We start from the raw sequence: 14,322 nt of genomic DNA, 5'->3' as shown, positions 1-14,322 counted from the left end.
AAAGGTCGGTAATGGGGGCTATTTTTAGCCACCATTACCGACCTTTTTTTTGGGTTATTTATAGCAAAGGGTCATTAAATGAATGATAAAAAGCAATATGCGAAAGTGCCCAGTAGTCGCTTATCCCGTTTAGCTAAATTAGGATCATTAGCGACGAAGGTTGCTTCGAGTATGGTTGCTGAAGGGGCAAAGCAATTAGCTGCGGGGCATCGACCTAAAATGAGTGAATTAATTTTAACCCCAACAAACGTTAAACGCGTGGCAGATCAATTAGCGGATTTACGCGGCGCAGCAATGAAGGTCGGGCAATTATTATCAATGGATGGTGGTGATCTCTTGCCGCCACAATTAACTGAATTATTGTCTCGCTTACAAGCAAATGCCAAACCAATGCCGATTAGTCAACTTAACCATTCGCTTGAACAGCAATGGGGCTGTGATTGGCAACAGCAATTTAGTCAGTTTTCCTTTTATCCCATCGCTGCGGCATCGATTGGGCAAGTGCATAAAGCGACAACGCAAGACGGACGTCTATTGGCGCTAAAAATTCAATATCCAGGGATCAATAAAAGCATTGATAGTGACGTCAATAATGTTGCTATTTTATTAAATATTAGTGGTTTAGTTCCAAAACAGATAGATATATCTGAATTATTAAATGAAGCAAAAAAGCAACTTCATGCAGAAGCAGATTATTTACTTGAAGCTCAATATGTAAAGCAATATCGTCAATTATTAGCTTCTGATACTCGTTATGTCTTACCGAATATTGCCGATGATTTGACTACAGAACATATTCTCGCAATGACATTTGTTGGTGGTATTGATGTTGATAAATTAGTCGATCAACCTCAAACAGTTCGTGATCATGTTATTGAGCTCGCTTTTAGTTTAATGTTTCGAGAAGTGTTTGAATTTAGATTAGTACAGACAGATCCTAATTTTGGTAACTATCGTTATGATATTGAGACTCAACAATTAGTGCTACTTGATTTTGGTGCGACACGGGTATATTCCGAAGTGATAGCGGAAGGTTATCGTCAGTTAATGACAGGGGCTGTGATTGATGATCAACCGCAAATGTTAGCCGCATTGAAGCAGATTGGTTTTTTCTCTCAGCCGATAGAACCTCAAGCACAGCAAGCGTTATTAGCATTGTGTTTACAAGCTTGTGAGCCTTTAAGATATCAAGGTAAGTATGACTTTGGACAATCAAATATGATGCGCCGAATCCGTGATGTAGGCAGTCAATTAAGCATGAAACAAGGTTATTGGCATACACCGCCTGCTGATGCTATTTTTTTACATCGTAAATTAGGCGGGCTTTATTTGTTAGCGGTAAAATTAAAAGCACGTGTAGACATCTATAAAATATTTTTATCTCATATAATTGAATAATTATATAGATCCATGTGTTTATGATGAGTCAAGTGACTCATATTTAGAATATCAGTTATTATTTTGAGTAATTTATACTTTCCTCAACAGTGACTATACTCATCGTTCCTTGTTCATTTGTATGACAAATGCCCACAAAAAAGTAAAAATGTTATGACCGGTAAACACATCTCTTATGCAGTACAAAATATTGAAGGATTTTCCTTTGATGCAACTGATATATCTAAAATAGCCTTAGTCACCGAGGGGGGTGGTCAACGAGGTATTTTTACGGCTGGTGTATTAGATGCTTTTTTAGAAGCTGATTTTAATCCATTTTCGTTGATGGTGGGCACATCAGCTGGATCACTTAATTTAGCGTCATATATTTGTGGTCAAGATAAACACGCCTATAAAGTAATTACACAAGCAACGACAGATCATCATTTTTTTGATGTTTATCGATTTATTTTTGGTCGAGAAGGGTTAGATCTTGATTGGTTGATGAAACAAACGTGCACCAGTCTGGAGCTTGATTGGCAGCAAGGGCGTGAAAATATGCGCTCACGTACAGTGCTTGCTTCAGCAAGTGGTATTACGAACCATCAAGCCGCATATTTTAACTTAAACAGTGATAACTGGTCGTTGGCATTAAAAGCCTCATGTGCAGTGCCTGTTTTAAATAAACAACCGATATTTTCTCAAAATGAATTTTGGGTTGATGGTGGTTTATGTGCGCCTATTCCAGTGCAAGAAGCTTATGAACGTGGCTATCGTCATATTGTTGTAATACGAACCGTACCAATAGATACGTCATTTGATCATTGTTGGATGACCAATATCAGTCGAGCTTTAGGCCATTCTAAAGCGGCAGGTATGATTGAAATGTTATTAGAGCATGAAGATAATTACCGTAAAACCCAAGCGTTCTTAAGTAATCCGCCTGATGATGTTACGATCTTTGAAATTTATCCGCAAAAACCGTTGAGTTCAAAAATGATTGGCAGTGATTTGGCGGCGCTTGATCAGGATTATCATTTGGGCTATCAATCAGGTAAATATTTTCTAAATACTGTTGGTCGGCATATTAAGATTAAAAATACGCCTTATAAAACGAATTATAAGCATGATACCGAGAATGTTAATTTAATGAAATATGCTTAATGTTAACATTCAAATGATGTCAGCATAAAAGAGATATATTTGAGGCGTTTTTACTAAGAAGTTGCGAATAAATGAACCAGAATAATGTTGAGTTTTCAACCAAGGAGTCGGTGTTTAAACAGTTAATGGAAAATGATGTTCACAGTATGTGGTTACAGCGTAAGCAAAATGCATTTAGTGGTAAAGATGGGGTGCAGATTCAATGGATCAGTGTCACTAATCCTATAAATACTCGCTGTATTGTCATTGTGAATGGTCGGAATGAAAGTTTTTGGAAGTACCAAGAAATTTTCTTTGAATTTTCGCGACAGGGTTATGACGTTTATGCGTACGATCATCGAGGCCAAGGTGCTTCTGGTCGGTTAACAAAAGATCCTGAGCTCGGTCACGTGCATAATTTTGATGATTATGTTGATGACTTACATACATTTATTACTAAAATTGTTGATAAAGGAAAAAGTTATCAGCATCGTTTTTTATTGGCTCACTCAATGGGTGGGGCAATCAGCACGCTTTACTTAGAAAAATATAATAGCCAATTTGATGCGGTCGTCTTAAATGCACCGATGTTTGGTATTCATATGCCAGTGCCTTTAAAATTAATTGCATCATCGATTGCAAAGCTCATGGAGCACTATCAACATGAGCCGTCATATGTGTTAGGACAAAAGCGCTATCATGAAGAGCCATTTGAAAATAACACAGTATGCCAAAGTAAATTACGTTATGTTTGGGCAAAGCATTTATATCAAATTCATCCTGAATTGCGTATCGGTGGCCCAAGTCCCCGTTGGTTATGGCAAGCCATTGAAGCTGCAAATCATTGTATTCGTGATGTTGAAAAAATAAAGATCCCAGTACTCATCTTACAGGCAGGCAGTGACACTATTGTTGATAATAATAGCCATCATCGATTTTGTGGTCAGAGTAAACATTGTCATATGAAAATCATAGGCAATGCACGGCATGAAATGTTAATGGAAAAAGATGTTATTCGAAATCAAGCACTGTGTGAGACTCTGGCCTTCTTTAATCAATTTATAGTGTAAATTGATTAAAAACACATACAGATATTACAGTTGAAATAGCGGCGGTATTTAATGAAAATACCGCCGCTATTTTTATGTGAGCTAAATTTATTTGTTGGTATACAAACTAACGTTGTTATTGGCAGATAAACCAAGATTTAGCGTCAGCTTCTATGATGGCTTTTTTATGCCATGGTAATGGTGTTGAAATAGGTGCAATACGAACGTCACCTTTGATTTTACGTGTAGCAAGCACACGGACACGACCTTCTTTTACGCTTTCAATAGTGCCCTTGTACGTGGCCCCGTAAGCGTCGTCTTTTGACTTTTTATACATACAGACAGTTTCACCCACATGAGTCGCAATAAAGGTTGTTTCTTCCGTCCATGCTTCTTCTGCTGGTGGTAGTGTCGCATCATCAAGTTGACCAATCGCTTTGGTCGTCATTAATGTGCGATGTACTGAATAGGGTTGATAACCTAATAACTCAGCGCCATCTACCCATGCAGAGTGTGGAATGTCACGGTTTTCAATAATACGCATGGTAACGAAATGGCCACCAGAACAAATATCAGCCCATAGATCAATAGAAGAAATGCGTGCAGCAAAGAGGGGCGTTTCTTGATCGGTATTGGCATGTTGAACACACCACGTGCCTGTCTCTAAATTAACCAGTGAACCTTTATTTACACTACAGGTTTTGGCGGCTAATTGGTTAAATTGTGCGATATCTTGTTGTGCTTGTTGATCGCTATTAGTGCAATAACGGTAGCTATAAGCAAAGGTTTCTTTTGGATAAAACATCCCTTTATCAACAACAACACCATTGCTACGCGTGCTATCGGCTGCGATGAATTTGTTGGCTGCTGTTTTAAAACTGAAATCAGGTGCTGGTTTTGGTGGCGATGGTGGTGGTGTTGAACTACAACCCGCAACAACAGCAATAACTGCGGCGAGTGATACGCGAGAAAACAGGGTGTTGTACATTCTTGCCCCCAGAGAAAATGTTTTTTCATCGACGTGATAAAAAAATCGCTAATAATAAATAAGTCTATAGGGGACAACAGAAATTGTTAGGAAGCAAGCCATTATTCTGTAAATTAAAATGGGTATTAATAGATTCAATGAGTTAGTGATAACAAAGATTGACTTATTATAGTATTTATTCAGTGTATAACGTAATCAGCCCATTAGCGATAAACGATAATGGGCTGAAAAATAACTGATTATTAAATGAGATTAATCAGCAAAAGTATTTAGCAATGTTTGTGAAACGATAAAGTAGTTAGTACCTGTTTTCGCTTCAACAAAATCAAGTAAACGGTCGTAATGGCCATCACTATCAGCAAAGACCATTTGTTGTAATGATGTGCTCATAATAACAGGAGATGCAGTTAAACCGATGAACATGGTGCCATGTTCCATCGCATTACCAAACGGACGGTTTTGACGCAGCATTTTGATCTCTGTGTCATCAATGATCACTTTACTTTTATTGTTGTGCGCCCATACAGGCTTCACATCATCATCAAGTTCAATATCATCTAGTTTAGTACGACCGATAACTTGTTCTTGGTATTCAGTTGACTGCTTGTCCCATAAACCTTGACGGTCAATATAACGTTGAACTGTTAAGTAGCTACCACCTTGGTGAATTTCAAGATCATCAACTACTAATACAGCATTTAAACGGGCGGTGTTTTTAGGGTTTTCAGTACCATCAACAAAATCAATCATGTCGCGACTATCAAGGTATTTAAAGCCTTGAATATCTTCAATTAATGTTGCTACTTTAGCAAATGCTTGTGCAAGATATTTAGCGGCTTGATAGTTTAAATCCATACGTTCAGATTTAATCATGATAAATACATCACCAGGGGTGCTAGGGAATTGGCGTTCGCCATCAACCATCGCTTTAAAATCTTGTAATAAGGCTGGTGCAGGAGTTGTAGGGAAAGCAGTAGACCAGCCGTGTTGAGAAACACCTAGTGTGAAACTAAGGTCTGCGGCTGAATCTTTTTGACCAATGGATTTTTCAATGATCTGAATTTTAGCGAAAGCATCACTAACGGCTTCGGCATCAATATCTGTTTTAAAAACAAAAGTAAGATATTCAGCAAACGTATTTGGATTTGATAAAGCGCCTGGTTGGGCACGTTCAGATGACATTGCATTCATAATAGTAGACCTTAATTAAAGCTATCTTGTTACGGTACGCTTTTTAGATAGCGGGCTATAGGTAAATTTTTGTAATGTAAAGTTTCACATTTTAGACTGTAAAATGATACCTAATCTGTTGTTAATAGTGAAACAACGAAGTGCATTAACTGTTTATATCGTTAATAATTTTTACTTCTAATGGTATTAACGTGACGTTATGAACTTAGTCGAGTTTTTTAGGTATAAAAGCGAATAAACACATGGGGCAAAAAGGCGACATAGATAAATAAATATTTGCGATTAAGCATGCGTTTTTTGTAAGGCGTGAACGATCAAAGTTACGCAATAAATAGATCTATTACTAGTCTTTTTTAGTTATTTTATTACGAATATGGCCTTGTTCACAAAGTTGTTGTTATGTGCTTTTTTCAATTAAAAACCTTTGATACTAAGTACTGCATGTCGACACAGGTTTCTTTAGGAGGGTATTGTGTCTATTAACTCTATCGATTATTCAGAAATTTCTTCCGTCTCATCTAAGTGGGAACACAAAGACGATTCGGCAACCAACATCGCAGATAGCAAGAAGCAGCAAGGTGCTGCACGACGACGCATTGAGATGCTACGCGATATTCAAGCCAGTGGCTTAACCTTAGCCGAAGCCAGAGAGTTGGGTTTATTGCATTAAGAATGGGATGAATTAGCGCATTAGCCAACGAGGCGAGGTGCATGTGTCAGTTATTCGTTAACCGCATTACAACGTTCCAAATCGTGAACGTACAGCAATGTCAGAGGCAAGGTAAGGCAACTTACATTATTAACGCGAGGTATAAGCAAACTGTTATAGCTCGCACTCTGAACTCTTCCTAGGGATGCTCATCGTAGTGTCCCTTTTTTGTTTAAATACCCCCAAACAACTACCGTTATTTCTTACCGTGAATGCCCGCGTGGGCGATAGGGAATCTACTCACAGGGTGTTGAATTTTTCAAGTAAAGATGTGGCTGTCCTTTATTCTCTGTGAGTTCACAAGTTGTGAACTTGGTTCGTAGGTGCTATATTCACATATAGTGAACTTAGAGGTGTTTATGCACGTAATATCAAGAAAACCATTTAGTGATGCGGCAAAAAAGTACCCGAATGATGCTGCGGCCATTGATGCATTATATAAATCATTAAAAAATAATAACTTTTCAAATCCGTTGGAAATGAAAAATGTTTACCCAAGCTTAGATAACTTTAAGTATAAAGATAAATGGTATGTTCTGGATATCGGTGGGAATAATTTACGATTAATGACTTTTATCGAATTTCGAGATAATAGAATGTTTGTTAAGCATATTGTTCCTCACGCAGAATATGACAAATTATGTGCAAAATACGCAAAGGAGTCGAAATGAAAAATTTTAGTCAAGTTAAATCAACAGCATTACAATTATTTTCAATGGCTAGTTTTGTCGGTCATATTTCAACGGAAGAAGAATATGCTGAAGCCTTGGCGTTAATGGAAGATCTTATTGAAGAATATGATATCTACAAACCATTAATTGAGGTTTTGGAAGTCTCTATCGAACGTTGGGAAGATCATGCAGATGAATTTGCAGAGTTTAATGCTCGTATTGAGAACTTAGATGATGGTGTAGCAACACTACGTGTATTAATGGATCAGTATCAACTTAAAGCTGATGACTTAAAAGATGTCATTGGTGGTAAAAGTTTAGTTTCAATGATCCTTAATGGTTCTCGTAAGCTAACGAAAGAGCATATCCAAGCCATTTCATATAAATATAATATCAGCCCTGCATTGTTTTTTAGCTGCGTTTAACTGATAAGGATATGTGTCGTGCAGCCGACACATATCCGAAGTGTTGGACAAGCCCGAGCAGCCTTATATAAGTAAATATTACGCATGTCATGATGAAAAAAGCATAGGACACCCATCATTTTCCCTTTAGAAAACAGATAAGAATTAACGTTATTGTCAGGGCTGATTATTGCCATTCCTACAGTGAATGCTCGGGAGGGCGATAGGGAATCTACTCACAGCGCGTTGAATTTTTAAAATAAAGATATGGCTGTCTTTTATTCGCTGCACAGTAATAGCTATTAGTAGAAAAACCGGGAACTAAATGGTAAGTGCCCTATTTTGTAATTATTATCAGGATTTATAAGTAAAAATGCATCTGATTTATAACGTTTTTTATATTATTAAAAGATAAATACGGGCGCATGTTCAAAGAACAAATTCGGGCAAGTTGTTAATCTAATAAGTTGTTAGCCATCAAAATAGAAAAGGAGATTCAATGGCGTTAAAAACAATGACTACTGCGGCGAGCTCGTTATCAAGAAACCCACTTGGTATCATTGCGTTGTTTATAGTTTTGATTTATGGGTTTGCCGCTTTAGTTGTTGCTACTGGCGATAGCGGCAATGAACTTTACCCTATAGTTTGGTTTCTAGTTGTATTTCCATTTATGGTGTTGGGAACATTTGGGTGGCTGGTTAGTAAACATCATGAAAAGTTATATGCTCCAAGTGACTTTAAAGGTAGTGATTTTTTGGAAGCACTTGGTAGCAATAAAGGTTCTCGTCCAAATTTGGGAAATTTGGATAAGCAGATAGAACACAAAGTGAAATCAGTTTTACAGGATTTGGACTTAACACAGTCAACTGATGCAGAAGAGCTGAAGGTAACTTTAACTAAAGCTGCGGAAACAATAACAAGTGAGATACGTTCATCCTCCTTTATCACTGTAGATGCCCGAGAGTTTACTGGTGAGCCATCCGATATATTTGAGTTTCCAGCGGATGCATTTTCTAGCTTTAGTGATCTGACGAATGAGATTTACTTTTTACTTGAGTCTCGCGTTGGGCCATTCGAATATGGCTATTCATGGCAACTAATGCAGGCAGGACAAGTTATTAAGAACTCAAGAATGATAACTGGGGAAAAGCCAGGGGTTCCTCTCACAGATAATCGCCCATTGAACGAGGTTGGAATTTTGGCTGGTAGTAAATTGCAGGTAACTCAGGGCTCCAATGGCTAACAGATAAGGATAGGTGTCGCGCAGCCGACACCTATCCGAAGAACATAGGACACCCATAACTTTCCCTTTAGAAAACAGATAAGAATTAATGTTATTGGCAGGACTGATTATCGTCATTCCCTACAGTGAATGCCCGCGAGGACGATAGTAAATCTACTCACAGCACGTTGAGTTTTTAACGTAAATATATGGCTGTCCTATATTTTTGTCTTGGTTATTCTAAATATGTTTTTGAGTAACATCACAAAATAGAGCTGTATTTATATACAGTATTTAATGTGTGATTATGATGACTGGATCTATATTCTTCTCTATCCATTAATTGACGGTGGTTTTACTATGTCAGATTCAAAAGCAAGCTGCCTTTGCGGTGCGGTAAAAATTGTTGCAGCAGATGTTAATCCTAAGTTTTCAGTGTGTCATTGCCAGTCATGTCGAACGTGGGGTGGTGCGCCATTTTTTGCTGTTCAATGTGGTACTCAAGTAACCTTTGAAGGTGAAGAGAATATTAAAATATACCCATCATCAGCTTGGGCATCGCGTGGTTTTTGTTCTGAATGTGGCACTCATTTGTTCTATAAAATAAAAGCCAGTGGTGAATATAATATGCCTGTAGGTTTGTTCCCTGATTTAAAAGGGCTAACAATGAATATGCAGTATTTCAGCGATGCCCGCCCTAGTTATTATTGTTTTACTAATCAAACCAAAGAAATGACAACCGCTGAAATCATGGCGTATTTTGCCGATAAAATGTAGATGAGGTGGGTGTTTGTGGGGCTAACTTGTTAGTCCATTCGAGTAATAAAGGTTTGCTCGTCATCCACAAAAGCTACAAAGCCACCGTGATAGATAAACACTCGACCACGTCCCTCAACTAGGCAGGCAAGCTGTGGGTCTAAATTTTCTTCGTTATTCTGGCGTTGAAATGTGCCTGTATCGGTGATTATGCCGCTGAGTGTAGGCAAATATCCATAAGTGCGCTTGGCTTGATCAATTAGGTCCAATTCACTGGCGGTAGAGAAGCAACAGGAGATCGCACCAGCTTCTTCGATAAATAAAGTTTTCATTTCTTCAAAAGCTGTAATCACCAGCCAGTCGATGCCGTTAACGTGATGGATAAACATAGAGTTTCTCGGTAATTCTGATGTGGAGATTCTATCACTATCAAGGGCTGAATGTAGTAGAAACAAAGCAATAAAAAGATAGGACAGCCATAACTTTGCACATCAACCATGAGCTACTACACTTAATCTTCAAGTTGCTTATGGTGAAACGAATGACAATCTCAAGACGAAAATTGATAGAGCCTCAAATCACGCCTTTTTATCATGTGATTAATCGTTGTGTACGTCGTGCCTATTTGTGTGGCGATAATCCGTATAATGGCAAAAACTATCAACATCGTCGTGGTTGGATAGTAAATAAAATCAAACAATTAGCCGCTGTATTTTGTATTGATGTTTGTGCTTATGCGGTGATGAGTAACCATTATCATTTAGTGCTTAAAATAGATACCGAGCAGCAGCAAAAGCTAACCCCTGAAGCGGTGATATCACGCTGGTTACAGTTATTTAGTGGTCATCCTATCGCGGTCGATTTTTTAAAAGAGGGTCAAATAGCCACAGATAAACAACAAGCGCTATCAACATTAGTGGCTGAATGGCAGCAACGATTAGGCAGTATTAGCTGGTTTATGCGTTGTCTTAATGAAGAAATAGCACGAAAAGCCAATAAAGAAGATCAATGTAAAGGCGCGTTTTGGGAAGGGCGGTTTAAGTCTCAAGCACTACTGGATGAACAAGCGTTACTCTCTTGCATGATGTATGTTGATTTAAATCCGATTAGGACTGGTATTACACCGTCATTAGAGCAATCAGATTTTACCTCAATTCAGCAGCGTATTCGTGAATATAATCAAACGAAAACTCCCTCTAAACCATCCTCATCAAATAACAGTCATTTCCAATTATTACCCTTTGTTGGTGCTGAACATCAAGCTAAAAAAGCAGGTATAAACTTTGCTTTTGCCGATTATCTTGAACTGATTGACTGGACCGGTCGATGTATTCGAAATGATAAAAAAGGTTTTATTGCTCCTAATCAGCCCAAGATTTTACAGCAAATGGGAATAACAGCAGATGCTTGGCTTGAGCACAGTGAACAATTTATGGAACATTACGCTAACGTAAGTGGTAGATGGTCTCAAATGTGTGCATTCAAACAACATGCTGGTGGGCATTGGTGCAAAGGAAAGTTAGCGAGTCATCAGTTACATCCTAGTTAGACATGGTTTCTTATAATTAGATAAACATACTGCAATAACCGTTAGGACTGTAGGCGTTGTCGATCGTTAAATATGGGAATAGGGTTGATTTAACAAATAATTATCAATAATGGGCTGTAAATTTTAGCTTTGAGGGTTTATTGCTGGTGGAATGGTTTATTTTTTAAGGGCGTTATTTAAGAACAAAAACATTTGGCTGTCCAGTAGTTCTCCCTAATCAGCCAAAGATTTTACAGAAAATGGGAATAACAGCAGATGCTTGGCTTGAGCACAGTGAACAATTTATGGAACATTACGCTAACGTAAGTGGTAGATGGTCTCAAATGTGTGCATTCAAACAACATGCTGGTGGGCATTGGTGCAAAGGAAAGTTGGCGAGTCACCAGTTACACCCTAAATAGACATAGCTTCTTATAATCAGATAAAAATACTGCAATAACTGTCAGGATTGTAGGCGTTGTTGATCCTGAAATATGGAAATAAGGTTGATTTAACAAATAATTATCAATAATGGGCTGTAAATTTTAGCTTTGAGGGTTTATTGCTGGTGGAATGGTTTATTTTTTAAGGGCGTTATTTAAGAACAAAAATATTTGGCTGTCCAGTAGTTCTCTTTCGCTGTTAAGTGGCTGATTTCTATTAGCGTTACAGTATCAGGTGATATTCTAATTTTTGGTAGTTAACGTCTTAAATGATTTATTCAAATAGTGAGTAATGCGAGGAAATGCACAATTATAACTATCAATAGTCACTGGGCGTTTACCTTGTAAGATGAGATAGGTAATGTGTTGGCTGTTGTCCGTTATGTTGCATTATTCACAGAGTATTTTGACTGTGATATTTTATTTATATTAAAGAATAAGATAATGAAAATTATAAAAACTATATTTGCTGCTTCTATGTTTACTTTAACTTGCAATGTGTTTGCTGCTCCCGTTGAATTTCAGAAAATCCCTGAGATCATGGCTAAATTTGAACATGCTCAAATTTTCGTAAAGAAAGATAAAACCTTAGGGCGTTTACCAACAGATACTGAAATTGGTTCAGAATTTCCGACTTATGTTTCTGATACCAAAGGTGGTTTTATTGTTGAAACCTCTAATCGTGTGACAAATGATATTGTGATTGCGAGTAAAATAACTCCGATTGCTGATAATATTTATAATCAATGGTTAGTTCCCAAGTCTACTTGGGTTAAGACTTATGGTGAGTTACCTGTATCGAGTGAATTTCAATCTTTTAAACGTATTAAAACGATAAAAGCCATCTTGATTGATACTGAAATGCTCAAACTGATGGGAAGTAAAGATGGTAAAACGGCAACCATTAAAGTTAGTTGGAGTGACAATGGAATGACGGTCTATAAAGATGGTTATTTGGCTAATTACGAATATGGTATTGCTCCAGAAGAAATGAAAGAAACATATGAGCGGGTTAAATAATCATGTGGTTATTTATATATTATGTGTTGTTATCAAGTTTGCCAGAAAGACAGCAATGAAAACTACATTATACAACGCGAGGTGAGTAGATCCTCTCTCTTGTTCGTAATCTCACTGTAGGGAATGATGGCTATTGATCATATTGATTAAGTTAGCTTGAATAGAATTATGATCTTTAAGGATGAGAGCAAATGATTGTATATCAACCCACCCGTGATGTATCGGCATCAGCGCAGTTAACGTATAACAATATGCGTACGTATTATGAGTATTATGCTGTTGATTGGGCGTTGCCAACAATAGTAGAACAGATAACAGGGCTCGATAACTGGGATATTTTGTCTGATGGTGACGTCATTGGTGCTATTTGCTTAGCATGGGATAATGATGAGTGCTATTTGCGGGATCTTCAGGTTAGTTCTCAGTATCAAAATCAAGGTATTGGCGCTTAAGCTATTATGGAGTCTGTTCGATTAGCACGTGAATATGGCGTAAAACAGTTGAGGTTAAGAGTGTTTAAAATCAGTCCTGCTTATCATTTATATACTCGATGTGGTTTTACCATTGCGAGCGCAGATGACCGTTTTTTTAATATGATCCAGAATATTACGTAATAGTCGTCGGCAGAGTGGTTGTTAATCGGCAGTACATCATACATATGTTAGCATTATAAAATGTGAGGGATTGAGGTGTTAATTCTCAAGCCGACTAAACTTAATACTAAAGCTTTTATCCTGAGGTTGTTATGAAAGTAATGTTATTGCTGATGTTGTCTATTTTGTCTTTTCAAGCATCGGCAGAAGATATGTATGTGTGTAAAGATGGCAGCGCAGAGCGCACTGTTGAGGTGGTTTATAGTCAACCGGGTAACAAAGTACCTTGTGATGTTAAATACACCAAAGCAAGCGGTAGCCAAGTGTTATGGAGTGCAAACCATGAGGTCGGTTACTGCGAAAGTAAAGCTCAAGCCTTTGTTGCCAAACTTGATACATTGGGTTTAGCTTGCTCGAAGGTAAATAATGCCGTAGCAACACAGCCATTGAGTTAATAAGCGGTATTAAACGGATTAAAAAAGGTGAATTTTTAATCCGTTTCGTTTTAGTTATTAGTAAGCTTAGATAGTGATGCAGATAGCACAATTGAGACTCATAGGTTTTTCCTATCAGTTTAATCAGTAAAAACAGCTTTTGTTTTTAGAATGATAGGGATAGATTTAATAATAATAGTTTAGAATTAGATTCGGAAATTCATTATGACAACCATGACAACTCGCTGCCCACATTGTAAAGCATTAAACCGTTTACCCCTTGATCGTGTGAACGATGAAGCGACATGTGGTACTTGTAAAGAAAAACTACTTGATGGCATGCCAATTGAAGGTACTGCTGATAACTTTGCAAATTTAATTAATGGTGACAAACCTGTTGTTGTTGATTTTTGGGCCCCTTGGTGTAGTCCTTGTGTAGGTTTTGCGCCAGTCTTTGCTGATGTGGCTAGTGAACGTGATGGTGCTGCTCGTTTCGTTAAAATTGATACTGAAGCACAACAAGCATTGGCAGGCCAATACCGTATTCGTAGCATTCCAACCATTATGGTCTTTAAAGGCGGTAAGATGGTTGATATGTTAAATGGTGCAATGCCTAAAACAGCGTTTAATGAATGGCTAAATAACGCACTAACAAAATAATAGTTAGTGGTCTGTTTTATCTAGTGGTTATATTTGCTGGTGGTATATTGAATTCTTAAAGCCTCGTTATGTAAAAGTAACTGGGCTTTTTTGTGCGTTTTTTTCAATGTAACAGTCAAAAAAGTAGTATTCAG

The 14,322-nt window shown here is 37.6% G+C and carries 17 protein-coding genes; 14 read left to right on the top strand and 3 right to left on the bottom strand.

Features of this window, described 5'->3' with window-relative positions:
• The first annotated feature begins 78 nt into the window (after nt 1-78).
• From GLP24_RS10625 to GLP24_RS10615, 3 genes are all read left to right on the top strand, one after another.
• The gene (locus GLP24_RS10625; RefSeq protein WP_232615986.1) at nt 79-1,398 is read left to right on the top strand and encodes an ABC1 kinase family protein; all 1,320 of its coding nucleotides are present in this window, start codon (nt 79-81) and stop codon (nt 1,396-1,398) included.
• Nucleotides 1,399-1,551: 153 nt separating this feature from the next.
• Nucleotides 1,552-2,541 (top strand): patatin-like phospholipase family protein, encoded by a 990-nt coding sequence (locus GLP24_RS10620; protein ID WP_101767933.1) that lies wholly within the window; start codon nt 1,552-1,554, stop codon nt 2,539-2,541.
• Between the two features lie 71 nt (nt 2,542-2,612).
• Nucleotides 2,613-3,590, top strand: coding sequence for an alpha/beta fold hydrolase (locus GLP24_RS10615; RefSeq protein ID WP_232575300.1), 978 nt, complete (start codon nt 2,613-2,615; stop codon nt 3,588-3,590).
• Between the two features lie 115 nt (nt 3,591-3,705).
• Here GLP24_RS10615 and GLP24_RS10610 read toward each other — a convergent pair whose 3' ends face one another.
• Both GLP24_RS10610 and GLP24_RS10605 read right to left on the bottom strand, forming a co-directional pair.
• The gene (locus GLP24_RS10610; RefSeq protein ID WP_232615985.1) at nt 3,706-4,557 is read right to left on the bottom strand and encodes a hypothetical protein; all 852 of its coding nucleotides are present in this window, start codon (nt 4,555-4,557) and stop codon (nt 3,706-3,708) included.
• A 252-nt stretch (nt 4,558-4,809) separates the two neighbouring features.
• A complete protein-coding gene (locus tag GLP24_RS10605) occupies nt 4,810-5,748 on the bottom strand; it encodes a Dyp-type peroxidase (protein WP_101767936.1) in 939 nt (312 codons plus the stop codon).
• Nucleotides 5,749-6,220: 472 nt separating this feature from the next.
• On the opposite strand from GLP24_RS10605, the gene GLP24_RS10600 reads away from it, so the two are divergent.
• The 5 genes from GLP24_RS10600 (at nt 6,221) to GLP24_RS10580 (ending at nt 9,531) form a co-directional block, all read left to right on the top strand.
• Nucleotides 6,221-6,418 (top strand): hypothetical protein, encoded by a 198-nt coding sequence (locus GLP24_RS10600; RefSeq protein ID WP_036791113.1) that lies wholly within the window; start codon nt 6,221-6,223, stop codon nt 6,416-6,418.
• A gap of 398 nt (nt 6,419-6,816) precedes the next feature.
• Nucleotides 6,817-7,128 carry a type II toxin-antitoxin system HigB family toxin gene (locus GLP24_RS10595; RefSeq protein ID WP_045037622.1) on the top strand — a complete coding sequence of 104 codons (312 nt, stop codon included), beginning with the start codon at nt 6,817-6,819 and terminating at the stop codon, nt 7,126-7,128.
• The gene (locus GLP24_RS10590; RefSeq protein WP_101767937.1) at nt 7,125-7,553 is read left to right on the top strand and encodes a helix-turn-helix domain-containing protein; all 429 of its coding nucleotides are present in this window, start codon (nt 7,125-7,127) and stop codon (nt 7,551-7,553) included. Before GLP24_RS10595 ends, GLP24_RS10590 begins: the two co-directional genes overlap by 4 nt.
• Nucleotides 7,554-8,031: 478 nt before the next feature.
• Entirely contained in the window at nt 8,032-8,775 is a 744-nt protein-coding gene (locus tag GLP24_RS10585; RefSeq protein WP_232615984.1) for a hypothetical protein, read from the top strand.
• A gap of 339 nt (nt 8,776-9,114) precedes the next feature.
• Nucleotides 9,115-9,531 (top strand): GFA family protein, encoded by a 417-nt coding sequence (locus GLP24_RS10580; protein WP_152653401.1) that lies wholly within the window; start codon nt 9,115-9,117, stop codon nt 9,529-9,531.
• A 29-nt stretch (nt 9,532-9,560) separates the two neighbouring features.
• Here the strand turns inward: GLP24_RS10580 and GLP24_RS10575 are convergent, their stop codons facing one another.
• Nucleotides 9,561-9,899 carry a cytosolic protein gene (locus GLP24_RS10575; RefSeq protein WP_101768016.1) on the bottom strand — a complete coding sequence of 113 codons (339 nt, stop codon included), beginning with the start codon at nt 9,897-9,899 and terminating at the stop codon, nt 9,561-9,563.
• Nucleotides 9,900-10,051: 152 nt separating this feature from the next.
• Here GLP24_RS10575 and GLP24_RS10570 point away from each other — a divergent pair, with 152 nt between their 5' ends.
• The 6 genes from GLP24_RS10570 (at nt 10,052) to trxC (ending at nt 14,188) form a co-directional block, all read left to right on the top strand.
• On the top strand, nt 10,052-11,059 hold the full coding sequence (locus GLP24_RS10570; RefSeq protein ID WP_232615983.1) for a transposase: 1,008 nt from the start codon (nt 10,052-10,054) through the stop codon (nt 11,057-11,059).
• Between the two features lie 239 nt (nt 11,060-11,298).
• Nucleotides 11,299-11,460 (top strand): hypothetical protein, encoded by a 162-nt coding sequence (locus tag GLP24_RS10565; protein WP_232575297.1) that lies wholly within the window; start codon nt 11,299-11,301, stop codon nt 11,458-11,460.
• A gap of 465 nt (nt 11,461-11,925) precedes the next feature.
• A complete protein-coding gene (locus GLP24_RS10560; protein WP_232598131.1) occupies nt 11,926-12,501 on the top strand; it encodes a hypothetical protein in 576 nt (191 codons plus the stop codon).
• A gap of 191 nt (nt 12,502-12,692) precedes the next feature.
• Nucleotides 12,693-12,953: a GNAT family N-acetyltransferase gene (locus GLP24_RS10555; RefSeq protein ID WP_232615982.1), complete on the top strand. Its 261-nt coding sequence runs from the start codon at nt 12,693-12,695 to the stop codon at nt 12,951-12,953.
• 293 nt (nt 12,954-13,246) lie between these two features.
• On the top strand, nt 13,247-13,549 hold the full coding sequence (locus tag GLP24_RS10550) for a hypothetical protein (RefSeq protein ID WP_232615981.1): 303 nt from the start codon (nt 13,247-13,249) through the stop codon (nt 13,547-13,549).
• Between the two features lie 204 nt (nt 13,550-13,753).
• On the top strand, nt 13,754-14,188 hold the full coding sequence (gene trxC, locus GLP24_RS10545) for a thioredoxin TrxC (protein ID WP_101767944.1): 435 nt from the start codon (nt 13,754-13,756) through the stop codon (nt 14,186-14,188).
• Nucleotides 14,189-14,322: the final 134 nt, after the last annotated feature.

The organism is Photobacterium carnosum (assembly GCF_021236965.1).
GTDB classification, from domain to species: Bacteria; Pseudomonadota; Gammaproteobacteria; order Enterobacterales; family Vibrionaceae; genus Photobacterium; species Photobacterium carnosum.
This window is presented reverse-complemented; position numbering and strand designations above follow the sequence as displayed.

Bases quoted from the DNA above. Each gene is read 5' to 3' on its own strand.
- GLP24_RS10625 (WP_232615986.1), top strand. From the start codon at position 79: ATGAATGATAAAAAGCAATATGCGAAAGTGCCCAGTAGTCGCTTATCC.
- GLP24_RS10620 (WP_101767933.1), top strand. From the start codon at position 1,552: ATGACCGGTAAACACATCTCTTATGCAGTACAAAATATTGAAGGATTT.
- GLP24_RS10615 (WP_232575300.1), top strand. From the start codon at position 2,613: ATGAACCAGAATAATGTTGAGTTTTCAACCAAGGAGTCGGTGTTTAAA.
- GLP24_RS10610 (WP_232615985.1), bottom strand. From the start codon at position 4,557: ATGTACAACACCCTGTTTTCTCGCGTATCACTCGCCGCAGTTATTGCT.
- GLP24_RS10605 (WP_101767936.1), bottom strand. From the start codon at position 5,748: ATGAATGCAATGTCATCTGAACGTGCCCAACCAGGCGCTTTATCAAAT.
- GLP24_RS10595 (WP_045037622.1), top strand. From the start codon at position 6,817: ATGCACGTAATATCAAGAAAACCATTTAGTGATGCGGCAAAAAAGTAC.
- GLP24_RS10590 (WP_101767937.1), top strand. From the start codon at position 7,125: ATGAAAAATTTTAGTCAAGTTAAATCAACAGCATTACAATTATTTTCA.
- GLP24_RS10585 (WP_232615984.1), top strand. From the start codon at position 8,032: ATGGCGTTAAAAACAATGACTACTGCGGCGAGCTCGTTATCAAGAAAC.
- GLP24_RS10580 (WP_152653401.1), top strand. From the start codon at position 9,115: ATGTCAGATTCAAAAGCAAGCTGCCTTTGCGGTGCGGTAAAAATTGTT.
- GLP24_RS10575 (WP_101768016.1), bottom strand. From the start codon at position 9,899: ATGTTTATCCATCACGTTAACGGCATCGACTGGCTGGTGATTACAGCT.
- GLP24_RS10570 (WP_232615983.1), top strand. From the start codon at position 10,052: ATGACAATCTCAAGACGAAAATTGATAGAGCCTCAAATCACGCCTTTT.
- GLP24_RS10565 (WP_232575297.1), top strand. From the start codon at position 11,299: ATGGGAATAACAGCAGATGCTTGGCTTGAGCACAGTGAACAATTTATG.
- GLP24_RS10560 (WP_232598131.1), top strand. From the start codon at position 11,926: ATGAAAATTATAAAAACTATATTTGCTGCTTCTATGTTTACTTTAACT.
- GLP24_RS10555 (WP_232615982.1), top strand. From the start codon at position 12,693: ATGATTGTATATCAACCCACCCGTGATGTATCGGCATCAGCGCAGTTA.
- GLP24_RS10550 (WP_232615981.1), top strand. From the start codon at position 13,247: ATGAAAGTAATGTTATTGCTGATGTTGTCTATTTTGTCTTTTCAAGCA.
- trxC (WP_101767944.1), top strand. From the start codon at position 13,754: ATGACAACCATGACAACTCGCTGCCCACATTGTAAAGCATTAAACCGT.